This is a genomic window from Pseudoxanthomonas winnipegensis (assembly GCF_030322905.1).
GTDB lineage: Bacteria > Pseudomonadota > Gammaproteobacteria > Xanthomonadales > Xanthomonadaceae > Pseudoxanthomonas_A > Pseudoxanthomonas_A winnipegensis.
On record NZ_CP095475.1, the window covers coordinates 3,742,242 to 3,766,527 of the forward strand.

At 70.5% G+C, this 24,286-nt stretch carries 24 protein-coding genes; 7 read left to right on the forward strand and 17 right to left on the reverse strand.

Annotated features, from left to right (window positions below):
* Positions 1 to 4: 4 nt before the first annotated feature.
* On the reverse strand, positions 5 to 676 hold the full coding sequence (gene trhA, locus MWN52_RS16455; protein WP_286577773.1) for a PAQR family membrane homeostasis protein TrhA: 672 nt from the start codon (positions 674 to 676) through the stop codon (positions 5 to 7).
* A gap of 651 nt (positions 677 to 1,327) precedes the next feature.
* The gene (locus MWN52_RS16460) at positions 1,328 to 3,349 is read right to left on the reverse strand and encodes a M3 family metallopeptidase (protein ID WP_286575558.1); all 2,022 of its coding nucleotides are present in this window, start codon (positions 3,347 to 3,349) and stop codon (positions 1,328 to 1,330) included.
* 178 nt (positions 3,350 to 3,527) lie between these two features.
* Between MWN52_RS16460 and MWN52_RS16465 the strand changes: the two genes are divergently transcribed.
* Positions 3,528 to 4,253 (forward strand): GntR family transcriptional regulator, encoded by a 726-nt coding sequence (locus MWN52_RS16465; protein WP_130516451.1) that lies wholly within the window; start codon positions 3,528 to 3,530, stop codon positions 4,251 to 4,253.
* Positions 4,254 to 4,481: 228 nt separating this feature from the next.
* Here MWN52_RS16465 and MWN52_RS16470 read toward each other — a convergent pair whose 3' ends face one another.
* The 9 genes from MWN52_RS16470 to MWN52_RS16510 form a co-directional block, all read right to left on the reverse strand.
* Positions 4,482 to 5,831 (reverse strand): SLC13 family permease, encoded by a 1,350-nt coding sequence (locus tag MWN52_RS16470; RefSeq protein WP_286575559.1) that lies wholly within the window; start codon positions 5,829 to 5,831, stop codon positions 4,482 to 4,484.
* Between the two features lie 68 nt (positions 5,832 to 5,899).
* A complete protein-coding gene (mdcH, locus tag MWN52_RS16475; RefSeq protein ID WP_286575560.1) occupies positions 5,900 to 6,826 on the reverse strand; it encodes a malonate decarboxylase subunit epsilon in 927 nt (308 codons plus the stop codon).
* Complete coding sequence (gene mdcB / locus MWN52_RS16480; RefSeq protein WP_286575561.1) at positions 6,823 to 7,689, reverse strand: triphosphoribosyl-dephospho-CoA synthase MdcB; 867 nt, start codon at positions 7,687 to 7,689, stop codon at positions 6,823 to 6,825. The genes mdcH and mdcB overlap by 4 nt, the downstream gene beginning before the upstream one ends.
* Positions 7,686 to 8,336 (reverse strand): malonate decarboxylase holo-[acyl-carrier-protein] synthase, encoded by a 651-nt coding sequence (gene mdcG, locus MWN52_RS16485; protein WP_286575562.1) that lies wholly within the window; start codon positions 8,334 to 8,336, stop codon positions 7,686 to 7,688. The genes mdcB and mdcG overlap by 4 nt, the downstream gene beginning before the upstream one ends.
* On the reverse strand, positions 8,329 to 9,033 hold the full coding sequence (mdcE, locus tag MWN52_RS16490; RefSeq protein WP_286575563.1) for a biotin-independent malonate decarboxylase subunit gamma: 705 nt from the start codon (positions 9,031 to 9,033) through the stop codon (positions 8,329 to 8,331). Before mdcE ends, mdcG begins: the two co-directional genes overlap by 8 nt.
* Positions 9,024 to 9,932: a biotin-independent malonate decarboxylase subunit beta gene (locus MWN52_RS16495; protein ID WP_286575564.1), complete on the reverse strand. Its 909-nt coding sequence runs from the start codon at positions 9,930 to 9,932 to the stop codon at positions 9,024 to 9,026. Before MWN52_RS16495 ends, mdcE begins: the two co-directional genes overlap by 10 nt.
* Entirely contained in the window at positions 9,929 to 10,246 is a 318-nt protein-coding gene (gene mdcC / locus MWN52_RS16500; RefSeq protein WP_286575565.1) for a malonate decarboxylase acyl carrier protein, read from the reverse strand. Before mdcC ends, MWN52_RS16495 begins: the two co-directional genes overlap by 4 nt.
* 10 nt (positions 10,247 to 10,256) lie before the next feature.
* Entirely contained in the window at positions 10,257 to 11,897 is a 1,641-nt protein-coding gene (gene mdcA, locus MWN52_RS16505) for a malonate decarboxylase subunit alpha (protein ID WP_286575566.1), read from the reverse strand.
* Positions 11,898 to 12,074: 177 nt separating this feature from the next.
* Positions 12,075 to 13,175, reverse strand: coding sequence for a PLP-dependent cysteine synthase family protein (locus MWN52_RS16510; protein WP_130516434.1), 1,101 nt, complete (start codon positions 13,173 to 13,175; stop codon positions 12,075 to 12,077).
* Between the two features lie 470 nt (positions 13,176 to 13,645).
* On the opposite strand from MWN52_RS16510, the gene MWN52_RS16515 reads away from it, so the two are divergent.
* Positions 13,646 to 13,966 (forward strand): hypothetical protein, encoded by a 321-nt coding sequence (locus MWN52_RS16515; protein WP_286575567.1) that lies wholly within the window; start codon positions 13,646 to 13,648, stop codon positions 13,964 to 13,966.
* Positions 13,967 to 13,981: 15 nt separating this feature from the next.
* Here the strand turns inward: MWN52_RS16515 and yegS are convergent, their stop codons facing one another.
* The 5 genes from yegS to MWN52_RS16540 form a co-directional block, all read right to left on the reverse strand.
* Complete coding sequence (yegS, locus tag MWN52_RS16520) at positions 13,982 to 14,920, reverse strand: lipid kinase YegS (protein WP_286575568.1); 939 nt, start codon at positions 14,918 to 14,920, stop codon at positions 13,982 to 13,984.
* A gap of 385 nt (positions 14,921 to 15,305) precedes the next feature.
* Complete coding sequence (locus MWN52_RS16525; protein WP_286575569.1) at positions 15,306 to 16,469, reverse strand: lactonase family protein; 1,164 nt, start codon at positions 16,467 to 16,469, stop codon at positions 15,306 to 15,308.
* Between the two features lie 9 nt (positions 16,470 to 16,478).
* Complete coding sequence (locus MWN52_RS16530; protein ID WP_130528152.1) at positions 16,479 to 16,958, reverse strand: GNAT family N-acetyltransferase; 480 nt, start codon at positions 16,956 to 16,958, stop codon at positions 16,479 to 16,481.
* The gene (gene rpe, locus MWN52_RS16535) at positions 16,955 to 17,626 is read right to left on the reverse strand and encodes a ribulose-phosphate 3-epimerase (RefSeq protein WP_130525034.1); all 672 of its coding nucleotides are present in this window, start codon (positions 17,624 to 17,626) and stop codon (positions 16,955 to 16,957) included. The genes MWN52_RS16530 and rpe overlap by 4 nt, the downstream gene beginning before the upstream one ends.
* Positions 17,627 to 17,652: 26 nt before the next feature.
* Entirely contained in the window at positions 17,653 to 17,994 is a 342-nt protein-coding gene (locus tag MWN52_RS16540; RefSeq protein WP_130516420.1) for a J domain-containing protein, read from the reverse strand.
* 368 nt (positions 17,995 to 18,362) lie between these two features.
* On the opposite strand from MWN52_RS16540, the gene MWN52_RS16545 reads away from it, so the two are divergent.
* The 5 genes from MWN52_RS16545 to MWN52_RS16565 all read left to right on the forward strand — a co-directional run bounded on the left by MWN52_RS16545 (position 18,363) and on the right by MWN52_RS16565 (position 23,105).
* A complete protein-coding gene (locus MWN52_RS16545; protein ID WP_130525035.1) occupies positions 18,363 to 19,289 on the forward strand; it encodes a phosphoribosylaminoimidazolesuccinocarboxamide synthase in 927 nt (308 codons plus the stop codon).
* 164 nt (positions 19,290 to 19,453) lie between these two features.
* The gene (locus MWN52_RS16550; protein WP_286577774.1) at positions 19,454 to 19,891 is read left to right on the forward strand and encodes a hypothetical protein; all 438 of its coding nucleotides are present in this window, start codon (positions 19,454 to 19,456) and stop codon (positions 19,889 to 19,891) included.
* A 135-nt stretch (positions 19,892 to 20,026) separates the two neighbouring features.
* A complete protein-coding gene (locus tag MWN52_RS16555) occupies positions 20,027 to 20,593 on the forward strand; it encodes a hypothetical protein (RefSeq protein ID WP_286575570.1) in 567 nt (188 codons plus the stop codon).
* 114 nt (positions 20,594 to 20,707) lie between these two features.
* Positions 20,708 to 22,393: a peptidoglycan-binding protein gene (locus MWN52_RS16560; RefSeq protein ID WP_286575571.1), complete on the forward strand. Its 1,686-nt coding sequence runs from the start codon at positions 20,708 to 20,710 to the stop codon at positions 22,391 to 22,393.
* 229 nt (positions 22,394 to 22,622) lie between these two features.
* A complete protein-coding gene (locus MWN52_RS16565; RefSeq protein ID WP_130528149.1) occupies positions 22,623 to 23,105 on the forward strand; it encodes an Mpo1 family 2-hydroxy fatty acid dioxygenase in 483 nt (160 codons plus the stop codon).
* Here the strand turns inward: MWN52_RS16565 and MWN52_RS16570 are convergent.
* Positions 23,099 to 23,998: an NAD-dependent epimerase/dehydratase family protein gene (locus MWN52_RS16570; protein ID WP_286575572.1), complete on the reverse strand. Its 900-nt coding sequence runs from the start codon at positions 23,996 to 23,998 to the stop codon at positions 23,099 to 23,101. The two genes, MWN52_RS16565 and MWN52_RS16570, sit on opposite strands and share 7 nt — an antisense overlap.
* Between the last annotated feature and the right edge of the window lie 288 nt (positions 23,999 to 24,286).

The following is a 24,286-nucleotide window of genomic DNA, read 5'->3' on the forward strand; positions in this document are numbered from 1 at the left end:
GCCTTCAAGCCGCCGGCAGCGGCCGCAGGCACAGCCAGATCGCCGCCCAGTGCGCCAGCGCACCGCCCAGCACATGGGCGTGCCACAGCGCGCGGTTGTAGACCATCGACTTGCGCACGTAGAAGCCCACGCCGATGGTGTAGATCAGACCACCGGCGGCGATCAGCCACAGCACCGCCGTCGGCAACCCGGCCACCATCGGCTTGATCGCGACCATGCCGACCCAGCCCAGCAGCAGATAGATCGCCACCCAGAAGCCTTTGCCCAGCCCGGGCAGGCACAGCTTGGCGAACACGCCGAACAGCGCCACGCCCCAGACCACGCCGATCATCGACCAGCGCCAGGCGCCGGACAGCGCCAGCACCAGCAGCGGCGTGTAGGAGCCGGCGATCATCACGAAGATGCCGGCGTGATCGAGCTTGCGCAGCACCGGCTGCCGCGCGGGCGCGGCGAAGTTGTACGCCGCCGAGCAGGCGAACATCACCAGCAGCCCCAGCGCGTAGACGCAGGTGGCCAACAGCAGGGCCTCGTTGGCCGCCGCGCGCCAGAGCATGGCCGCGCCGCCGCCGATGGCCAGCGCCAACCCGGCGACGTGGACGATCAGGTCGGCGCGACGCGCGCCAGCAGTCTGGTAATGCGGTACGGAAGACGAAGACGCGGACACGGGTGCATCGATGCAACGTGGGGCGTACAGGATACCCGCGTGAGGCCAGGGGAGCCGTCATTGGGGCAGCCTGGAAGCCGTCATTCCCGCGAAAGCGGGAATCCATGGACGTCCGCGCGACGCCCTCAAGTCACTGGGTTCCCGCGTTCGCGGGAACGACGGGGGGGTATCGGAGGCTCCAGGCCATTCGCCTCAGTTACGAAAGCCCCATCGCCGCCATGGGCCGAAAAGGCCGTAAAGGCGGTTCCTGTCCGTAGAGCGGAGCTTGCTCCGCTGGGGCTTTCCCGATGGCCCGGCCGAAACGCAGCAGAGCTTGCTCCGGCGGGGCCTTTCCCACGACCCGGACGAAGAGCAGCGGAGCAAGCTCCGCTCTACAGAGATTTGAGGAGACAGTTGCGAAGAGGGGCTCGAGATCGGGGCTGGCGATTGAGGGGTGAGGTGCTTTAAGAGCGTGCAACACAACGCATCGTCTGGCGCTCATTCCCTCTTCTGGAACCCTCTACCAAACGTCGTTCCCGCGAACGCGGGAACCCAGTGCCTTTCAGCTTTGCGTGCGAACGTCCATGGGTTCCCGCTTTCGCGGGAACGACGGTAGGGGGTTTGCCGCGCACCCCGGGCCGACGGTCGCCACCGCCGGCCGCACGGCCGCAGCGCCCCCTGCCCTCAAGCTGCCATCCCGCTATGCCGCAGCAGCGCGTCGATGCGCGGTTCGCGGCCGCGGAAGGCGGTGAAGTTCTCCAGCGCGCTGCGGCTGCCGCCGCGCGAGAGGATCTCGGCGCGGAAACGCGCGCCGGTGGCGGCCAGCTGATCGGGCGCTTCCTCGAAGGCCGCGTAGGCATCGGCGCTGAGCACCTCGGCCCACTTGTAGCTGTAGTAGCCCGCGCCATAGCCACCGGCGAAGATGTGGCTGAAGGCATGCGGGAAGCGGCCCCACTTCGGCGCGCGGTTGACGGCCACCTCGTCGCGGATGCGCTCGAGCAGGTCCATTACCCCTTCCCTGGAGGGATCGAAGGCGCTGTGCAGCTCCATGTCGAACAGGGCGAACTCCAGCTGGCGCACGGTCTGCATGCCACTTTGGAAATTGCGCGCGGCCACCATCTTGTCGAACAGCGCGCGCGGCAGCGGCTCACCGGTCTCCGCGTGGCGGGTCATGCCCTGCACGCGCGACCACTCCCAGCAGAAGTTCTCCATGAACTGGCTCGGCAGCTCCACCGCGTCCCACTCCACGCCGTTGATGCCGGCCACCGACAGCTCGCCGACCTCGGTCAGCAGCTGGTGCAGGCCGTGGCCCATCTCGTGGAACAGGGTGATCACGTCGCTGTGGGTGAAGGTGGCCGGCCCGCCGTCCACGCCCTTGCCGAAGTTGCACACCAGATAGACCAGCGGGGTCTGCTCGCCGTCGGCGCGATGACGACGATTGCGGCAGTCGTCCATCCACGCACCGCCGCGCTTGCCCTCGCGCGCATACAGGTCCAGGTAGAACTGGCCGACCAGCGCGCCATCGGCGTCCTGCAGGCGATAGAAGCGCACGTCCGGATGCCACACCGGCGCGGTGTCGGGCAGCACGTCCACGCCGTACAGCGCCTTGATCACGCCGAACAGCCCGGCCAGCACCGCGTCCTCGGTGAAGTACTGCTTCACTTCCTGGGCCGAGAAGCTGTAGCGGGCCTGCTTGAGCTTCTCGCTGACGTAGGCCAGGTCCCAGGGCTCGACCGTCTCCAGCCCCAGCTCATCCCGGGCGAAGGCCTCCAGCTCGGCGCGGTCCTGCCTGGCGTACGGCAGCGCGCGGGCGCCCAGGTCGCGCAGGAAGCTCAGCACCTCGGCCGGGCTGCCCGCCATCTTGGTCGCCAGCGAATACTCGGCGTAAGAGGCGAAACCCAGCAGCCGCGCCAGCTCGGCGCGCAGGGCCAGGATGCGGTCGATCAGCGGCGAGTTGTCCAGCTTCTCCTCGCCGGCCTCCGAGGCGCGCACCGCATAGGCGCGGTACAGCGTCTCGCGCAGCGCGCGGTCGTCGGCATAGGTCTGCACCGGCAGATAGCACGGCATCTGCAGGGTGAACTTCCAGCCCGGTTCGTCGTCGGCCTTGGCCGCGGCGCGGCAGGCGGCGATCACATCGGCCGGCAGCCCGGCCAGGTGCTGCTTGTCCTTGATCCAGAACTCCCACTCGTCGGTGGCGTCGAGCACGTTCTCGGAGAACTTGGCCGACAGGCTGGCCAGCTCCTCGCGCACCGCGGCGAAGCGCGCCTTGGCCTCGTCCGGCAGTTCGGCGCCGCCGAGGCGGAAGTCGCGCAGCGCGTTGTCCAGGGTCTTGGCGCGCGCGGCGTCCAGGGTGGACAGGTCCGCGTCTTCCGCGAGTGCACGGTACTGCGAGAACAGCGCCAGGTTCTGCCCCAGCGCGCTGCCGAAGCGCGTGATCTTGGGCAGGTTGTCGTTGTAGGCCTTGCGCAGCGCCGGCGAGTTCAGCACGCCCTGCAGATGGTTGACCTGGCCCCAGGCTCGCCACAGCCGCTCGGTCGCATCGTCCAGCGGCACCACGAAGCTCTCCCACGTCACCGGGCTGACTGTCTCGGCCTGCTTCACCGCGGCCTCGGCCTGGGCCAGCAGCGTGTCGATGGCCGGGCCGACGTGCTCGGGCTTGATGGCATCGAACTTGGGCAGACCGGAGAAATCGAGCAGCGGATTCATGGCGGGGGGCACTCTGGGAATGGGGCAGGCGGTCGATCTGGGGGCGCGCCGGCCGCAGGGCAAGCGTGAGCGCACCATGATACGGCGCGCGCCGCGGTGCCCGCTGCGGTTCGCGGCCGCCGCTGCGCAGGGATTAAGATGCGGATCTGACACATCGTGCCAAGCGCCGCACCCGTCCATGACCCTGACGCCCGACAAGTCCAGCTCCCGCCGGCGCGTGCCCATGTACGAGGAAGTGGCCGATACGCTGCGACAGAAGATCTACGACTACGTCCTGCCGCCGGGCGACTGGATCGACGAGCCCGCCCTGGCCCAGGAGCTGGGCATCAGCCGCACCCCGCTGCGCGAGAGCCTCAAGCTGCTGGCCGCCGAGGGGCTGGTGCAGATCGAGCCCGGCCGCGGCGCGCGGGTGACCCGGCTGACGCTGGAAGACCTCAACGAGCTGTTCCCGATCATGGCGATGCTGGAGGGCCGCTGCGCCTACGAGGCGGTGCGCAAGATCGACGCCGACGGCCTGGCGCGGCTGGAATCGCTGCACGCGGCGATGGAGGCGGCCGCCGAGCGCGGCGACATGGCCGAGTTCTACCGCAACAATTACCTCATCCACGAAGCGGTGCAGGAACACGCCGGCAACCCGTGGCTGATCCGCGTCACCCACGACCTGCACCGCATCCTCAAGATGCATCGCGGCCGCCAGCTGCTCACGCCGGGACGCATGGCGATGTCGCTGAGCGAACACCGCGAGCTGATGGCGTGCTTCCGCAACGGCGACGCCGCCGAGGCCGAGCGCACCATGCACCGCCACCTGCTCAGTCAGGGCGAGGCCCTGGCCAAGTACGTCGCCTCGGGCGGCAAGCTCAACGTGCCGGCGCCACTGCCGCGCGGACGCAAAAGCGGGGAGTGAGTGGAGCGGAGTGAGGCGTGAGCGCGGAGCGATCGGCACTCCGCTTTCTTCTGGTCCGAGCAACGCGCTCTCCCGATCGCGTCACGTCCCCCTTGTAGAGCGGAGCTTGCTCCGCTGCCCTTCGTTCGGCTCGCGGGGAAGGCCCCAGCGGAGCTTGCTCCGCTGCCCTTCGTTCGGTTCACGGGGAAAGCCCCAGCGGAGCAAGCTCCGCTCTACCGGGTGGCGCCATCACAGCCAACCCGGTACCACGAACACCAGCCACGCGGCCAGCGGCCCCAGCGCGACCACCAGGCCGCTGTAGACCAGGAAGCGGCGGAACAGCTTCTCGCGTTCGTCCGGCGCGGCCGAGGCCACCACCAGCGCGCCATTGGTCGAGAACGGACTGACGTCGACGATGGTTGAGGACACGGCCAGCGCGCAGATCACGCCGGCCGGGGCCAGATGCCCCTGCAGCAGGAACGGCACCGCCAGCGGAATCGTCGCGCCCAGCACCGCCGCCGAGGAGGCGAACGCCGACACGATGCCGCCGACGTAGCACACCAGCAGCGCGCCCAGCAGCGGAATGCCGATATGCGACACGCCGTTGCCGATGAAGTCCACCGCGCCCGCCTTCTGCAGCACCTCGATGTAGGTGACCACGCCGGCGATCAGCAGCACCGTGGACCAGCTGATGCTCTCCACGGCGCCCTTCTGCGCGTTGGGCGAGAGCAGCGCCAGCAGCACCGCCACGGTCATCGACACCAGGCCGACGTTGAGGCTGTAGATCAGCGAGGCCACGCCCAGGCCGACCAGGCCGATCAGGGTGAACACATGGTCGCGCTTGATCGACACGGCCTCCAGCGCGACCGGATTGATCGACAAGGTGCCCCCGCCCGGAGTCACCAGCGCGCCATGGCCCTCGATGGCGAAGCTGCGCGGCGAGGCCTCGTTGACCGGCACGGCTTCGGACTCGGCCCGCGAAGGCTCGTGGCGCTTGAGCAGCGCCAGGCCGCCGAACGCGATGAAGCAGATGATCGCCATGGCCAGGTTGAAGCCCAGGCTGGTCAGGAACACCGACATCTCGCTGACCGGCAGGCCGGCCTTCTCCACCACCTTGTTGGTGATGCCGCCATAGACGCTGATCGGCGAGAAACCGCCGGCCTGCGCGCCGTGGATGACCAGCAGCCCCATCAGCAGCGGATTGATCCGGTACTGCTTGGCGAAGCGCAGCGCGACCGGGCCGATGATCGCCACCGCCGCCGGACCCAGCGCGCCGAAGGCGGTCAGCAGCGCGGTGACCAGGAACATCACCCACGGGATCGCCACCAGCTCGCCGCGCACCGCCTTGACCGCCCAGTGGATCAGCAGGTCGATGGTGCCGTTCTTCTGCGCGATGGCGAACAGGTAGGTAATCCCGACCAGGGTCAGGAACAGGTCGCCGGGGAAACCGCCCAGCACCGCCTTGGCGTCCATGCCCAGCCAGATCCCCCCGACGATGAAGGCCAGGGCGAAGGCCACCGCGCCCATGTTGATGGGCAGCGCCGTGGCCACGACGAACATGATCACCAAGCCGATGATCGTGATGATTTGCGGACTCATGCGCCCTCCCTAAGACACGTGATATCGCGACTGCGTCGAGTGGCGGCCCGCCACCCAAGGGTCCTGCTTCAGTGCATCGCCTGGCGCTCCAGGGCGCTGACGACCCAGTCCACGACGCCCTCCAGCGTCTGGAATTCCTCCACCGCGCGCGCCTCGCAGTCCGGATGCGCCTGGCGCGCCATCCGCGCCAGGGCGCTGCCCGGACCGATCTCCAGCAGCACGCGCGCGCCGCGCTCGATCGCCTGCGCCATCACCCCGTGCCAGTCCACTGCCTGGGCGAGCTGGCGCGACAGGCTGCGGATCACGTCCTCGCGCGAGGCGATGCGATGGCCATCGATACCGGCCAGCACATCCAGAGCGGGCGCCCGCACGGCAGCGTCCTGCAGCGTCCTGGCGAACGCATCGGCCGCCTGCGCCAGCCACGGCGTGTGCGCGGGAACATGCACAGGCAAGCGCAGCGTGCGCGCGCCGAGGGCTTCGGCCTCGCGCTGGGTGGCCTGCAGGCCGGCCGCACGACCGCCCAGCACGAAGTGGTCCTCACCGTTGACGATCGCCACGGCGACCGCGCAGGCCTCGCACAGGCGCTCGATGCGCCGGCGCGACAGGCCGATCACCGCCAGCAGTCCGCCGTCGGCGGGACTGGCCGCGTCCATGCAGGCCGCACGCGCCTTGGACAGGGACAGGCAAACCTGCGGCGTCACGCTGCCGGCCACGCCATGGGCGGCCAGCTCGCCCACGCTGTAGCCGAGCACCAGACCCGGCGACGGCAGGCGCGCGCGCAGCGCCGCCCAGGTCGCCAGCGTGGCCGCGCACACCAGCGGCTGGGCGATCGCGTTGTCGAAGCGCGCCTCGCTGGCGGCCAGCGCCTCGGGCGCTTCCCGCAATAAGTCGGCTGCGTAGCGGAGGATGCGTTCGGCGGCCGCATCGCCCTGCACCCGCGCGAACATCGCCGGATGCTGGCCGCCCTGCCCCGGACACAGCAGCGCCAGGCTCATGCGCGCGCCTGCCGGTCGAGGAACACGGTGCAGGCGAGCAGATCGGCGCTGCCGCCGGGGCTCAGGCGGCGTGCGACGAAGGCCTCGCCCACCGTCTCCAGCTGCGCTTCCCAGTCGGGCTGCCACACGCTGCCGCAGGCGAGGAAGGCGCGCGCCTGATGTTGCGCGAAGCGCAGGCCCTCGGCGCCGCCGCGGTGGAGCAGGTTGAGGTCGTCGACCCGCGCCACCAGCGTCATCAGCACGTGCGCCTGCGCGGCCGCGGGCGCGTGCCCGGCCTGCTGCGCGTCCCGCAGCGCCGGCAGCGCGGCCTCGCGCAGCAGCGGGAAGCCCTCCGCGGCCTGTTCTCGCACGCCGGCGACGCGGTGCGCGCGCCGCATGCGCTGGCCGGGGCTGTCGGGGTCGAGCGGTGCGGTCTCGAGTGCGGCACGCCAGTCGCTGACCGCGTGGCAGACCGCCTCGGCGGCGACGGGTCCGCGCTCGATGCGGCGCAGCCGCGCCGCAGCCGCGGTCAGCAGTCCCAGGCTGAAGATCGCACCGCGATGGGTGTTGATGCCGTCGGTGGCGCGCAGCATCGCGTCCTCGGCCTGCAGGCCAAGGCGGCGCAGCGCATCGAACGGCGCCTGCGCCAGCCCCGCCTGCGCGACCGCCTCGAAGTAGGCGCGCAGCGCGGCCAGACTGCGCCAGAACGTGCGCGCATCCATGTCGGCGTGGCTGCCGGCATCGCGCGGGGTCACCAGGCCGGGCTTGGGTGCCAGCGCCAGTTCGGCATGCAGGCTGGCGATGGCGAGCCGGCCCAGGCGCGACGCTTCGGCACGGTCCTGCGGACGCGGCACGCAGGCAGGCTGCGGCTCGTGCGCGCTCAAGCGGCCACCTGCTGCGCCGCGAACAGGTCCGCGCGTGCGACCAGGCGCGCGTCGTCCTCGGTCTTGACCAGCAGCCGCAGTGCGCCGCCGGCGTATTCGCGCCAGCTCAGCGCGCGCCCGTCGGGCAGGCGCAGCTCGCCATCGGCACGACGGCGATGGCGCCGCTCCCATTCGTCCAACAGGCGAACGATGACATCGGCCTGCGCGGCGGAATCGATCTCCCAGAGCAGGTCCAGATCCGACGTCTCGTGCACGTACGCCAGGCCGGTCAGCGTCTGCCAGCAGAAGGCGCCGAACACGCGTGGCACCAGGTCGAGCGCATGCGCCCGATGCGCCAGCGCCGCCAGCGCCGGTCGCCATGCCGCCGGCGCGCCGGCGATGCTGTGCTCCAATGCCGGCGGCGGGGCGATGCGCAGGACGTCCGCGGCCGCGGCGCGCACGGCCAGCCGCTGCTTGCCTTCGGCCGGCGGCAGCGGCACGCCCAGGTGCAGCGGATCGGCCGGCGCCGCCGCCGGGCGCCGCGCAACGATGGCCGGATGGCCTTGTTCGAACCAGGCACGCGCGCGCGTGGCCTGCGCCGGCGCGACCGCGTGCGCGGCCTGCGGCGGCAGCCAGACCAGCGTGTGGCGGCGCAGCGGCTCAGGCATCGCCGGCGGCCACCATCGCCGACACGTCCGCCGCCAGCGTCCGCCCGCCCCGTTGCGCGCCGAGCGCGCGCCGGGTGTCGCCCTCGTGCGGCGCCTCGAGCGCATCGACCAAGGCCTGGGCCAGATCGCCGCGCCAGATCGCACGCACCGCGCCCATCGCCACGTAGTTCTCCACGCCCGGCGCGAACACCGGCGAGCTCTGCGACAGCGCCTGCAGCTTCTCCAGCGGCTGCTTGGTCACGCGCGCCATCGCGCGCAGGTCCATCACCCGCACCTGCGCCTCGGGCAGAGCGTAGACCGCATCGGCCATCAGGCCGAAGGACAGGAAGCCGCCGCTCACCGACTCGCCATAGACCAGCGACACCAGCGCCGCGCCGCGGCGGCGCGCCAGGTCCAGCGCTTTGGCCAGGTGGGCGAAGTAGCCGTTGATGCCCAGCAGTTCATCGCGGCGCGACAGCCGTTGGCCGGCGGTGTCGACCAGCATCACGATCGGCCGCTGCGGGTGCGCCTGGGTGCTGGCGATGACGGTGGCGGCCAGGGCCAACGCATGATCGACGCCGACCTCCAGCCGGTTGGCGGTGCCGATGACCGTGACCTCGCCGAGCGCGGTCCTCGCCGTGCCGGTCAGCACGTCGTCGCGCTGGTCGATGCGGTGTCCCAGCGGGAACAGCCGGTCCAGCAGTTCGCTCAGTACCATGGCATCCTCCGGCCGCGCGTGGCCTCCAGGAAGGCGGCGGTGTCCAGCAGCGGCAGGGCCTGCGGCTGCGCGATGCCCAGCGCCTCCCACACCTGCAGCCCATCGCGGCAATCGCCGAACGCCTCGATGCGCAGCGCCAGGCGCGCGTGCTCGCCCTCCATGGCCCGCAGCAGCTGCGCGTCATCGTCGGCCGGGCGCAGCCGATCCAGCACCTCCAGCGTGGCCTGCGCGAACGCGTCGATGCGGTCGGCGACCAGCTGCGCCGCCTCGCCCAGCAGCACGCGATGCTTGCCGCCGGTGACCCGCCACACCAGGGCGCGGTCGCGCGCATCGAATTCCTCGACGCCGCGCACCGTCTCGATCACCTCCGGACCCGACAGCGACAGCCGCCCCTCCTCGGACATCAGCACGGCGCTGCAGCAGCGCGCGACGATGCCCATGCCGCCGAAGGCGCCGTTGCCGCTGCCGATCAGCGCCAGCACCGGCACGCCGGCCGCGCGCGTGGCCAACGTGGCGCGCATGATCTCCGAGATCGCGATCAGCCCGGCGTTGGCCTCGTGCAGGCGCACGCCGCCGGTGTCGAGCAGCAGCAGCACCGCCGCGGGCCCGACCCGCTGCGCGCGCTCCAGCAGCCCGACCAGCTTGGCGCCGTGCACCTCGCCCACGCCGCCGCCCATGAACTGGCCCTGCTGCGCGGCGATCAGCACCCGGCGCCCCTGCAGCGTCCCCTCGCCCACGACGATGCCGTCGTCGAACTCGCCCGGCTGATCCAGCTGCGCCAGGTGCGGGCTGGTGATGCGCCGGCGCGGGCCGAGGAACTCGACGAAACTGCCCGGGTCGAGCAAGCCGGCGATGCGCTCGCGCGCGTCGGCCTCGTAGAAGCTGCGCGCGGTGCTCATGCGGCCGGCTCCTGCAGCGTTTCCACCGCCTGGTCGAGGCGCAGGCTGACCACCGCCGGCGTCGCGCCGACGTCGTTGATCCAGATGCGCACATCCTTGAGCGGATGCCGCGTGGCGAAGTCGTCCAGCACGGCCTGCCAGATCTCGCCGAAGCCGCGCGCGGCGGTGACGATCTCGATCTCCATCGCGCCCTCCAGCGCGGCCGGCTCGATCATGACTTCCAGGTTGCCCGAGGCGACCACGCCGACCAGCACGTGGTCGCGTGTGCCGGTGGGCGCGATGCGTCCGTCGTAGCGGTAGCGCAGGGTTTCCATGGCGTGCCCCTTACCAGTTGCGGAAGCGCTTGGGCGGGTCGTACAGGCCGCCTGACCAGCGCACCAGGTCCTTGACCGTGCGCGCGGCCAGCAGGTCGCGCGTGGCATCGCGCGAGCGGATGCCCAGGTCGTCGGGACGTCTGATCACGCCGCGGTCGCGCAGGTTCTCGACCGTGCGCCGGTCGCGGCCCAGGCCGACCGCGGTGTAGCCGGCTACGCCGCGGATCGCCTGTTCGCGCTCCTCAGGCGTGCGGCACAGCAGCAGGTTGGCGATGCCCTCCTCGGTCAGCACATGGCTGACGTCGTCGCCGTAGATCATCACAGGCGGCAGGTCCAGTCCGGCGCGCTCGGCCAGCTCCCAGGCATCGAGCCTGTCGACGAACGCCGGGGCCATGTGCTCGCGGAAGGTCTCCACCATCTGCACCACCAGCTTGCGTCCGCGCGGCATCTCGCCGGGCCTGGCCGCTTCGCGCCCGGCCTTGAGCCAGGCCGGGCTGGCGTGGCGCCGGCCGCGCGCGTCCGAGCCCATGTTGGGGGCGCCGCCGAACCCGGCGATGCGGTCGCGCGTGGCGGTCGAGCTGTTGCCGGCCAGGTCGATCTGCAGGGTCGAGCCGATGAACATGTCGCAGGCATACAGCCCGGCGGTCTGCGAGAACGCGCGATTGGAGCGCATCGAGCCGTCCGCGCCGACGAAGAACACGTCCGGGCGCGCGGCGATGTAGTCCTCCATGCCCAGCTCCGAGCCGAAGGAGTGCACCGACTTGACGAAGCCCGACTCGATCGCCGGGATCAGCGCCGGATGCGGGTTGAGCGCCCAGTGCTGGCAGATCCTGCCCTTCAGCCCCAGCGATTCGGCATAGGTCGGCAGCAGCAGTTCGATCGCCGCGGTGTCGAAGCCGATGCCGTGGTTGAGGCGGTTGACGCCGTACTCGGCGTAGATGCCCTTGATGGCCATCATCGCCATGAGCACCTGCACCTCGCTGATCTGGGCCGGGTCGCGGGTGAACAGCGGCTCGATGTAGTTCGGCCTGGGCGCGTGGGTGACGAAGTTCACCCAATCGGCCGGGATGTCCACGCGCGGCAGCGTGTCGAGGATCTGGTTGACCTGGGCGATGACGATGCCGCCGCCGAAGGCGGTGGCCTCCACGATCGCCGGGGTGTCCTCGGTATTCGGGCCGGTGTAGAGATTGCCGTGGCGATCGGCCGCATGCGCGGCGATCAGCGCCACGCGCGGGGTCAGGTCGATGAAGTAGCGGCCGAACAGTTCCAGGTAGGTGTGGATCGCGCCGAGTTCCAGCCGGCCCTCGCCCAGCAGCCGCGCCAGCCGCACCGACTGCGGACCGGAGAAGGAGAAGTCCAGCTTCCTGGCGATGCCCTTCTCGAACACGTCCAGGTGCGCCGGCAGCGACAGCACCGACTGCACCATGTGCAGGTCGTGCACGCGCGCCGGATCGACCCGGGTCAGGCACTCGGCCAGGAAGTCGGCCTGCTTCTGGTTGTTGCCTTCCAGGCAGACCCGGTCGCCGGGCCGCAGCACGGCCTCCAGCAGGGGCACCACGTCCTGGCTGCGCACCAGGCGGCCCCTGGCCAGCTTGGCCGCGGCCTGCAGGCGCTGGCTCCGGTCGGTGCTCAAGGTGTTCCAGTCCGCCATCGCGTCACCAGGAATTACTCTGTAATTACAGAGTAATCATTCTGCGCCCGACCTGCATGCGGCGGCGCAGCAGCTGGCCGAAATCTCAGCCAGCGCTGCCGAAACCCGTTTTATTGCAAGGACTTGCCTGGGCCCGGGCCGACTGTCGTGCGGCCCTGCCGCCGTCGATCCGCCCGCTCAGCCCGCGGCCGTCGCCAGGGCCGGCAGCGCGCCGCCGGCCACCGCCGCGGCAATGGCCGCATCGCTGTCGGCGGTATCGATGCCGCAGCGCGCGTACCAGGCCGGGTCGTAATAGCTGTGCGCGTAGCGGTCGCCGGCATCGCACAGGATGGTGACGATGGAGCCGCGGCGACCGGCCCGGCACATCGCGTGGGCGGCGTGCAGCACGCCGACCAGGTTGGTGCCGGTGGAGCCGCCCACGCGCCTGCCCAGGGTCGCGCTGGCCCAGCGCATCGCCGCCAGGCTCAGGGCATCGGGCACCTTGACCATCGCATCGATGCAGGCCGGCACGAAGCTCGGCTCCACCCGCGGCCGGCCGATGCCCTCGATGCGCGAGCCGCAGTGGTGCAGGCGCGCCGGATCGCCCGCCCCGCCCAGCGCATCGCGGTAGTAGTCGAAGAACACCGAGTGCTCCGGATCCACGCACAGGATGCGCGTGGCATGCCGGCGGTAGCGCACGTAGCGGCCCAGCGTGGCGCCGGTGCCACCGGTGCCGGGGCTGCACACGATCCATTCCGGGATCGGATGCGGCTCGGCCGCCATCTGCTTGAAGATCGACTCGGCGATGTTGTTGTTCGCCCGCCAGTCGGTCGCGCGCTCGGCGTAGGTGAACTGGTCCATGAAGTGACCGCCGTGCTCGCGCGCCAGGCGCTCGGACTCGGCATTGATCGCCCCGGCCTGCTCGACCAGATGGCACTGGCCGCCGTAGAAGGTGATCGCGGCGATCTTCTCCGGCGAGGTGCTGGCCGGCATCACCGCGATGAAGGGCAGGCCCAGCAGGCGCGCGAAGTAGGCCTCGGACACCGCGGTCGAACCGCTGGAGGCCTCGATCACCGGCGCGCCCTCGCGCAGCCAGCCGTTGGCCAGCGCGTACAGGAACAGCGAGCGCGCCAGCCGGTGCTTGAGGCTGCCGGTGGGATGGCTGGACTCGTCCTTCAGGTACAGGTCGATGCCGGGGTAGCCAGGCAGCTCCAGCGGGATCAGATGGGTGTCGGCCGAGCGGTTGAAGTCGGCCTCGATCTTGTGGATGGCGGCGGCCACCCAGTCACGCTGCGACATGGGATCGAGGGTTCTTTTTGGATAGGAATGCACCATTGTATCGCCCGGCTCGTCCCGTCCGGGGCTGCGCCGCCGGGCCCGGCACACATTGACCCTAGCCACCTCCAACACATCCACCACCCGCGATGGCGCGGCCGCGAGGACCACCTACAGGAGCCGCCATCTTTCCAAACGCGGAGATCCACGGACATCGAGTCATTGGAAGCGCAGTCCCCGGATGCACACACGTCCACCCAGGAGGTGCTCAGGCCAACTGTCCGATTGTTTCGCCCTTGCTTCCAATATCGCAACTGAGACACCGCCGGTTCGGCCATATTTCGCAGGTAGTCAAAGAACCATCAGCAACCAAGTATCGCGATCAGAAAAGCCCGGCACGAGAAGGTGCAAGAACGGCTTGACGCCCCGTTCTTCTTCAGCCGAACATCCGCGCGACGCTCCGGGAATGGAGTCCAATAGGCGTTAGGGTGTTAATGCGAATCCGCGATCTCCTCCTTAAGAATCTTGGGGCGTCAGATGGCCTCGCGGACGTTTCTCTTCCTGAACTTGAACGTCTTGATTCTGATCTGAAGCATCAAATCGACGGCAATTTCCAGAATGCGGCCAGCCAGTTGCTATCGGCGGACGAGCAGATGCGTTCTGCCAAACCACTCATCGATAAGCGTGCACAAGTTCTCGCTGAGATCTCCACACGTGAGGCTCTTTGGGCGCGCTATCGTGGGGCTACCTGGATTCTTCTCTTTTTCTTCCTGCTGGGGATCATGGGCCTTGGGCTACGGTGGCTGGCGCCCTAACTCGCCCGATGCCTGTCACGCACCTGCAGTCAGCAGCAGCGGGCAGCCGTCGGGCAGGTGCATGCGCAGGCGGCCGGGCACGCAGTCCACGCGGAAGTGGCGCGAGGTCTCCGGTTCGCCGTCCAGGTTGAGCGTGATCGGCTCGGCCACGTCGATCTCCACCCACGGCAGGCGCGCGCGCACGGCGGCCTGCTCCAGCGCGGCGCGCTTGCCGCCGGTGATCAGCGTGCCCAGCGTGGCGGCGAAGGCGCCGGTCAGCTCGGGGACGATGGTCAACTCCAGCAGGCCGTCGTCGACCAGCGCGTCCGGGCACAGCGCCTGGCCGCCGCCGGCCTGGCGGCCGTTGCCCAGCCCCAGCGCGATGAAGCTGACTTCCCAGGCGAAGTCGGGCCCGCGGAAGCGCGCCCGCATCGGCTCGACCCGGCCCAGTCGCGACAGGCCGGTGACCACATAGGCCAGGCCGCCGAGCACGCGCTTCATCGCCTCGTCGGTCTCCACCGTGACCTGGGTACCGAAGCCGCCGGTGGCCATGTTGGCGCACCAGTGCGGGCCGTGGTCCGCGGTGACGCGCAGCAGGTCGATGGGACGCGCCGGCGCCGCGGCGATCAGCGCCAGCGCGGCCTGCGGCTCCAGCGGCAGCTCGGCCGCGGTGGCGAAGTCGTTGGCCGTGCCCAGCGGCAGCAGGGCCAGCGCGGGCAGCGCGTCGGCGCCCTCGTCGCGATGGGCCAGGGTGGTGGCGACCTCGCTGAGCGTGCCGTCGCCGCCGCCGGCGATCACCGTGTCCACGCCGTCGGCGATGGCCTCGGTGACGTAGCGCTCGGCATCGCCACTCTCCCAGGTCACGCGCACGTCCAGCCGCGCGCCGCGCTCGCGCGCCTGCGTCACCGCGGCGCGCACCGCATCGTTGCCGGCGGCCTTGCCGTTGAGGATCAGACACCAGCGCGGCTGGGACATGGGGAGGGCAACGGACGTGGGGTGGCGCAGGCTAGCAGTCGCCGCGGCCTGCGGCTGTCATGTTCCCGTCAGATAAGACACGTAGCGTGGAAGGCCATAGCAGGGACGACGGAGGGAGGCAGGATCAGCCTCCAGTCTTCGCGGGAACCGCGCCGGGGCGACTCGACGCGGTTCTTTTTTTGTGTGCCGCCATAGGGCGGCATCTCCGGTTTGCGGGAGCAACTGCCTCCTCACATCCCGCCGCGGCCCTCCTGTAGAGCGGAGCTCGTGGCAATCCCTCTTGGGGACTCCGCTGCCCTTCGTCCGGGTCGCGGGAGGCCCCGGTGGAAGGTTTGTGGGAAAGCCCCAGCGGAGTCCCCAAGAGGGGATTGCCACAAGCTCCGCTCTACGGCCGCAGGAACTTCAGGTCCGACGGCGCCGCCACTTCCACCGCCTGCAGCGTCTTGCCGAGCTTGCCGGTGTGCGGGTCGCGCGCCAGCACCACGATCCGGTTGGCGCCCTGCACGGCGATCAGCAGGAAGCGCCCGGACGGATCGATGGCAAACTCGCGCGCCTGCTGGCCCACGGTGGCGCGGCGCTGGATCAGCGTCAGGCCGCCATCGGCGCCGACCGCGAACACGGCCAGATGATCGTCGCCACCGCGATTGATCGCGTACAGGAAGCGCCCATCCGCCGACAGGTGCAGCGCGCCGCCGCCGTTGCCGCCGGTGAAGCCGGGCGCGAACAGGTTCACCACCTCGCGCAGCCGCAGCGCGCCCTGCGCGTCGACGTCCAGCACCGCCACCTGCCCGGCCATCTCCAGGGTCAGGTAGGCGTGCCGGCCGCTGGCGTCGAAGGTCAGGTGCCGCGGCCCGCTGCCAGGCGGCAGCGCCAGGAACGGGGTGGGCGCGGGCTGCAGCGGCCGTTCGGCGTTGGCCTGCGGCGCATAGCGGTAGGCGTACACGCGATCGCCGCCCAGGTCGGAGGCATAGGCGGTCGCGCCGTCGGGCGAGAACCCGACCCAGTGCACATGCGACGAGCGCTGGCGCTCGGGGTCCACGTGACTGGCCTGGTAGGTCAGCAGCTGGGTGACCGGCTGCAGCCGGCCCTGCGCATCGATCGGCAGGACCGCCAGTGACCCGCCCGGATGCGTGTCGACCGAGTAGTTGGCCACCAGCAGATAGCGCCCGTCCGGCGTCAGGCTGGCGTGGGTGGGATGGTCGCCGAGCGTGGAGACCTGGCCCTGCAGCGTCAGCCGATGCTGCGCGTCCAGGGCCAGCATCCCGGCGCGGCCGACCGTGTCGCGCGCGCCCGGCCCGTTCTCGCTGACGGCGTACACGCGCGTCTGATCGGGCGCGAGCACCAGCCAGGACGGGTTGTCCAGGCGCAGCGTCTGCCAGGGCTGCGCGTCCAGCCGGCCGCTGCCGGTATCGAAGCGGTAGGCATACAGCCCTGGCGAGCCGCTGTCGGTATACGAACCGACCAGCAGATCCACCGACGCGGGCGCCGCCACCGCGGCCAGCGGCAGCGCGGCGATCGCCAGCATCGTGGCCTTGAGCAGATTGAACATGGTGCGCCCCTAGCCCTGTGCGAAGTCGGTCAGCGCCTGGCCATCCAGGCGATAGATGGTCCATTCGTCCATCGGCCGCGCGCCCACGGCGCGGTAGAAATCGATCGCCGGCTGGTTCCAGTCCAGCACCGACCACTCGAAGCGCCCGCAGTCCTTCTCCACCGCCAGCCGCGCCAGGTGGCGCAGCAGGGCCAGGCCGGCGCCCTGGCCGCGCGCCTGCGGCCGCACGAACAGGTCCTCCAGATAGAGGCCATTGCGCCCCTTCCAGGTGGAGTAGTTGAAGAAGTACACCGCAAAGCCCAGCGCCACGCCGTCCTGCTCGCAGAGCACGCAGTAGGCGGTGGCGCCCGCGTCGAACAGCGTGCGCCCCAGGTCGGCCTCGGTGGCCTGGACCGCGTGCGGCTCGCGCTCGTACTCGGCCAGCGCGCGGATCAGCTCCAGGATCAGCGGGATGTCTTCGCGCGTGGCGCTGCGGATGGACAGGCTCACTTCGCCCCCGCCACGGCCGCGCGCATCTGCGAGATCACCTGCGCATAGTCCGGGGCGTTGAAGATCGCCGAGCCGGCGACGAAGGTATCGGCGCCGGCGGCGGCGATCTGGCCGATGTTGTCCACCTTCACCCCGCCGTCGATCTCCAGATGGATCCTGCGGCCGCTGGCGTCGATGCGCTCGCGCACCGCGCGCAGCTTGTCCAGCGCCGAGGGAATGAAGGCCTGCCCGCCGAAGCCCGGGTTGACTGACATCAGCAGCACCAGGTCCACCTCGTCCAGCACCCAGTCCAGCACGTCCAGCGAGGTGGCCGGATTGAGCACCACGCCGGCGGTGCAGCCGTGCGACTTGATCAGCTGGATCGTGCGGTGCACGTGGCGGCTGGCCTCGGGGTGGAAGCTGATGTGGCTGGCGCCGGCCTTGGCGAAGTCCGGCACGACGCGGTCCACCGGCTCGACCATCAGGTGCACGTCGATCGGCGCGGTCACCCCGTACTTGCGCAGCGCCTCGCACACCATCGGGCCGATGGTCAGGTTGGGCACGTAGTGGTTGTCCATCACGTCGAAATGGATCCAGTCGGCGCCGGCGGCGAGCACGGCGTCGACCTCGGCGCCAAGCCGGGCGAAGTCGGCCGACAGGATGGACGGGGAAATGATGCAGTTGGACATGGCGGTCTGCCGGAAGAGGAAGGAGGTCAGGCGGCGCGCTTGCGGCGCAGCGTCTTGATGCGGTCGTAGGCGGCGTTGAGCTCGCGCGCGCGGGCCTCGGCGCGGGCGCGCAGCTCGGGCGCGGCGCCGGCCAGGCGGTCGGGGTGGTACTGGGAGATCAGGCGGCGATAGGCCTGGTCGACTTCCGCATCGCTGGCGTCGCGGGTCAGGTCGAAGGCGCGGTACGGATTGTCCCGCGACAGCTGGAACCAGTCCCGGTCGAAGGCATGGCCCAGCAGCAGTCCCACCAGGGCGCCGAACACCGGATTGGGGCGGAACAGCAGCGCGCCGGCGATGCCGCCCAGCAGTTTTCCGTACCAGCGATTCATCGGGAGGTCGGGCCTGCGGTGGGGAGGGAAGCGGCATTTTACGGTAGGCGGCCCAGGGCCCGTCATCGATCCCCGGGTGGGGGGCGCCGTCCTTGCGCGTGCCCGGGGCAAGCAAGCGGGAGGAGTGGAGGTCCGTCCACGACCGAGCAATGACGCAGTCTCCGGGTGCGCGCAAGGGCGGCCCTTCGGGTTGGCGCCGCAGGGCGGCGCCAACGCGGCCTGCCCGGGGATCGATGATGGGCCCTGGGCACCTGTCGCTTTGCGCGCAGGCGCGTACACTACGCGGCCCGCCGCCGCCTTAACCGGCGCGCCGGCACACGCAGCGAGCGGGGTTTCGAGCGCCTTTCGCCTCACGCCAGGAGTGCTGTGTGCCCACCACGCTGTTGCAAGCCGATCTGCCCGGTCTGACCCTGCGCCATCGCGGCAAGGTCCGCGACGTCTTCGACATCCCACGCGAACGCCTGCCGGCCAACGCCGCGCCCGGCGACTATCTGCTGATCGTCGCCACCGACCGCCTCTCCGCCTTCGACGTGGTCCTGCCCGACCCGATCCCCGGCAAGGGCGAGATGCTGTGCCAGATCTCCAACTTCTGGTTCGACAAGACCGCCCACCTGATGCCCAACCACCTGACCGGCATCGAGGTCGCCGACGTCCTGCCCGAGGGCGTGGACCCGGCGCTGTACGCGCGCCGCGCGGTGGTCACGCGCAAGCTCAAGCCGGTGCCGGTGGAGGCCATCGCCCGCGGCTATCTGATCGGCAGCGGCTGGAAGGACTACCAGCGCACCGGCAAGATCAGCGGCATCGAGCTGCCCGACGGCCTGCAGCAGGCGCAGAAGCTGCGCGAGCCGATCTTCACCCCCTCGACCAAGGCCGCGGTCGGCGACCACGACGAGAACATCGACTTCGACGCCATGGTCAAGACCGTCGGCGGCGACCTGGCCGAGCGCGTGCGCGATGCGACCCTGCGCATCTACAGCTTCGCCGCCGAATACGCCGCCTCGCGCGGCATCCTGCTGGCCGACACCAAGTTCGAGTTCGGCACCGATGCCGACGGCCGCCTGTACATCATGGACGAGATGCTGACGCCGGATTCCTCGCGCTACTGGCCGGCCGACGAGTACCAGGTCGGCCTCAGCCCGCCCAGCTACGACAAGCAGATCGTGCGCGACTACCTGGAGACGCTGGACTGGGGCAAGACCGCGCCGGGCCCGGTGCTGCCGCCGGAAGTGATCGAGCGCACCCGCGCCCGCTACGCCGAGGCCCTGCTCAAGCTGGCCGACATCCGCCTGGACTGAACGGCGCCAAGCACCCCGCGCGCAACGCGGGGTGCGCTTCACAAACCTGGCCGCAGACGCCGGGTATCCTCCGGCCCGATGAAGCGCCCTGCCCGGGGCGCCTTGTTTGCGATCAGGAGGATCCAGTGGTCTTCACCCGCACGCTCGTGCACGTGTCCGCGCTGATGCTGGCGCTCGCCGCCTGCAAGCCGCAGGCGCCCGCCCCTGCTGCCGCGCCTGTCCCCGCTGCGCCAGCCGCATCCGCCGCGGCCCCGGCCACCTGCCCCGACGCGGACTTCGACCACTTCGTACAGCGCTTCAGCGCCGACATCGCGGTCCAGGAAAAGGCCACGGCCGATCCGTTGACGATGATCCAGCTCGATCCGAACGCCCAGCCCGAACCTGCGCCGGTGACCCGCCAGGTCCCGCTGGCCGAGGTCGAATGGCCGGTGATTCCCAACCTGGAGGCGGCCCGCAACGGCGGACGCGAGGTCGTGGTCTCCGACGAGGCCGGCGGACGCAAGGTGCTGGTGCGCACGCCGGACAGCGGCGACCAGCAGGTCTATTACTTCGCCCAGCGGCCCTGCTGGACCCTGGTGAAGGTGGACGACCAGTCGCTTTGAGTCGATGAATCGCTCGGACGCGCCATGGCAGAGGAGATCGGCCCGCCGGGCTTCGAACAGTTCGACCCGCATGCCGGACGCCGCTGACCGTATGGCCTGCCTTCCCGTGACTCGCACTGCCAAGGAGGTGACCTGATGCGCCCCGCCCGCTCCATCCTGCCCGCCTTGGGCCTCACCCTGGTGCTGGCCGCCTGCGGCGGCAAGACGCCTTCCACGGATCAGACCGCCGACACGCCGGTACAGGCTTCGGCTCCCTCACCCTCTCCCGCTTCGACCGAAGCGGCCGCACAAGGACAGAACGGCATGATCAAGGAATGCCCAGGCGCACGCCTGCACCTGGACGCGTTGCCTCGCCAGGACGGCGCCGCCTCCACCAAGACCCAGGTCGAGCTGGAACGCGACGGGCAACGCCAGACCCTGGCCGCGCCCCCCCAGATGAGCGACTACACCGCGGTGGGCCTGGGCTGCGCCGAAGACGGCAAGGGCGGCGCCTACTTCGTCGTGCAATACGGCGAACTGCCTTATGGCTGCGAGTTCTGCGAGTGGTTCTTCCTCTACGACGCCCAGGGCCGGCTGCTGAATCACGCGACTCCGCCGCTGCATGAGGAAGACGGCCAGCAGAGCCCGAACAACGACGAATACCAACACAAGCTCGAGGAGCTGGGACTCAAGCACCCGGAGGTGGTGCCCTACCCGTCCTGAGCTAAGGAAAGCTCACGCACCGCCATCCGGCGGCGCGTGGCCAACGCAGTACGCAGTACATGGAGCAGTACCCCTCCCAAGGAAGAATCCGTCTCATAGAAAGGAACGCACGACATGACCGACGACACGATCTACACCGAAATGGTGCAGCCCCGCGGGGCCGCCTATCGCAGCGACAGGATCAAACCCTGGAGCCACTACCGCGAGCCCATCGACGCCGGCGATGGCCGTCTGCACGGCGAGTCGCGCCGATGGGGCGATGCCACCCCGCAGACCCAGTCCAGGGTGATCGACAACCTGATCGACGCCTCGCGTGAGGCCGGGCTGTCATCGCGCGAGACGGCCTATGTGCTGGCCATCGCCCGGGTCGAATCCGGCTTCAACCCGGATGCGGCCGCGGGGACCACCTCCGCGTCCGGCCTTGGCCAGTTCATCGACCGCACCGGTGGCCAGTACGGGCTCAACAACGCCAACCGCTTCGACGTGCGGACCCAGTCGCAGGCGCTGGTGCAGCACTTCATCGACAATCGGGACCTGGCGCGCAGCCGCGGCCACGGTGAGGACTACATCTACAAGTACCACCACGACGGCCCCAGCAAGGACTACGGCGGTCTTGGCCTGTCCCAGCGCGAGGTGGCGCCCTACCTGGACCGTTACGAGCGCTTCGTCGAACAGCGCCTGTCGCAGACCCAGACCCAGGGACACGCACCGACGCATGCGACGCCCTCGCCCGCCTCCCACGCGCAAGGCCACGGCGGCTTCCAGCAGACGATGGAGCGCATGCTGCCGGGCCAGGGCGGTCAAGACCCCCACATCACGGGCAACTTCGGCGAGCATCGTGGCAAGGGGCCGCATGGCGGCACCGACTTCAACTACGAGGGCGGCCAGGCCGGCCGCAACCTGCGGCATCCGACCGTCCATTCGCCCATAGACGGCACGGTGACCTTCTCCGGCGGCCAGTACGGCACGGTGAAGATCCGCGACGCGCAGGGCAACTCGCACGAGATCCTGCATCTGGATTCGCGCTCGGTGAAGGAAGGCCAGGTCGTGCGCGCCGGCGATCCGATCGGCACGATGGGCGGGCGCGGACCCGAAGGCGCCGGTCAATATGCCCAGCACGTGCACTACCAGTTGCGCGATCCGCAGGGCCATCTGATCAGCCCCCAGACGTTCTGGGATCGCCATGCGTCGGCACAGACCACGTCCGCGCCGACCTCGACCGCGGCATCGCATCGTGGCGCCGGCGCCGAGGTGCTCCAGCACGGCGACCACGGCCCGAACGTGCGCGCCCTGCAGCAACAGCTCAACACGTTGGGCGTGCGGGACGAGCACGGGCGGCGCTTGGCCGAGGACGGCAAGTTCGGCACGCATACGCGGGCGGCGGTGGAGCGGCTGCAGCGCACGCACGGGATCGCGGTGGATGGCGAGGTCGGGCCTGACACCCGCCGGGCGCTGGCGGCACGACCGGCGATCGCGACACCGGGGCTGGACCAGGCCTCGCATCCGGACCATCGGCTGTACACGGCCATCCGTGCCCAGGTGCCGGCGCCTTATTCGAACGAGCTGGCCGCGCATATCACCGTGCAGGCCAAGCAGCACGGCATCGATACGCCGGAGAAGGTCGGCGGGGTGGCGGTGCAGGACGGCAAGGCTTATGTCGTGGGCACCACGCCGGGCTTCCGCGCCACGGTCGATCTGGCGCAGCCGCCGAGCTTCGAGCACAGCAGTCAGCAGTTGCTGGCGCAGCAGCGGGCGGCTCCGGTCGTCGAGCCGACGCCGGTGGTGGCGATGCAGCGGTGATGGTTGGCGGGGTTGGCAAGGCGGCGTTCGGTTGGGGCCGCGCGTAGCTGAGGCAACCCCCTCCCAACCTCCCCCTGCTGCGCAAGGGGAGGGGCCAAAGCGCCGCGCTTTCGTAGGAAGGCGCGGCGCTTCTGTTTGCGTTCGCGTCGATTTCGCGGCGCAGCATGCCGCCCGCTGGGTGCGGCGGCGGGCGGCGGGCTATGCTGTCGGTCTTCCTGGGAGGGACCCGATGCAGCACGTCGACGCGCAACGCCCGATCGATCGGTGGTTCGCGAACTACTCGCAAGACCACCGCAATCTCACCAACCAGGCCATCCACGTCGTCGCGGTGCCGGCAATCCTGTGGTCGGTGATCGCGCTGCTGTGGTGCATCCCGGTGCAGGCCACCTGGTTCCGCGGCGGGGTGTGGGCGGGCCTGGCGATGTTCTGCGCGTGGATGTATTACAACCGGCTCTCGCGGTCGATCGGCTACGGGATGTTCGTGGTGTTCTTCACCATGGGCTGCGTGTGCCGGCTGATCAGCCAGCGCGCGGGCACCGAGGTGCTGCTGTGGAGCGCGGCGAGCGTGTTCGTGGTGGCGTGGATCGCGCAGTTCGTCGGCCACAAGATCGAGGGCCGCAAGCCCAGCTTCCTCACCGACCTGTCCTACCTGCTGATCGGCCCGATCTGGGTACTGGCCAAGTTCTACCGGAAGATGGGCTGGCGCTACTGACCCAGCATCGCCGCGGTCGGCGCGAAGCCGCGCGGCGCATAGCCGAAGTCCCGCCGTGCGGGCGCGGCGTCGAACACCAGGTCCTGGCGCATGCGCGCCACCGCGGCGGGGTTGAGCGAACGCGCCACGCCCAGCGCCTGCGCCGTGCGCACCGCCAGGGCGAACAGCGGCGGCGGCAGTTCCAGCAGCCGCGGCGGCGGTGACATCGCCGCCAGCGTGCGCGCCACCATCTCGCGATAGGTCAGCGTCTCGCCGCCCGGCAGCGCGTAGGCCTGGCCGGCGCTGGCCACGGCATCGCAGGCGGCCAGCGCCGCATCGGCCAGATCGTCCACGTGCACCGGCTGGCGCAGGCCGCCGGTGGCGCCGCGCGGCAGCGGGAAGCAGCGCAGCTGCCGCGCCAGCGCCGCGATCCGGGTCAGCGAGGCATCGCGGCCGGCGCCGTAGACCAGCGTGGGCCGCAGCAGGGTGGCCTGCGCGCCGCGCGCGGCGGCCGCGGCGAACACCGCGGCCTCGGCATCGCGCAGGCGCGCGGCCAGGTCGCGCTCATGCGCGTCGACGGAAGTCTGCTTGGTGCCCAGGCTGGTCGAACCGAAGGCCACCACGCGCGGCGCGACCAGCGCGCTGCCGGCATACCAGCGCGCGAAGTGGTCCAGCGGCCCGGCGCTGAAGATCGCATCGACCCGGTCGGGCAGTGCGGGCATCGTCGCCAGGTCGCCGGCCAGCCACTGCACGCGCTCGCGCGCCGGCTGCCCGTGGCGCGAGACCGCCAGCACCGACCAGCCGCGCGCGACCAGCCGGACCAGCAGCGCCTGGCCGATCTGGCCGCTGCCGCCCAGCACCAGAGCGACGCGGGCGGGGGAAGACGACACGGCGGCAGCGACAGACGCAGTCATCCGCACAGGATAGGCCAGCACGACGCATCCGCGTCGCCGCGCGCACTCCCGCGACGCGAGGGCCTGTCGGTCCCCTGCAGAGCGCGCCGCAAGGGCGGCTCTTCGGGTTGGCGCTGCAAGCCCCCCTCTTCTCCCCGCGCGGCTTGACCCCGCCTTCGCGAGGGGCGGCACTCTGACGACCATTCAGGCCTAGGCGACGCGACGCAAACCTGACGGCCTTGCGGCACCAACGCCACCTGCCCGGGGATCGATCGCAGGTCCTGGCTGACCACGATGACCCGACAGTCA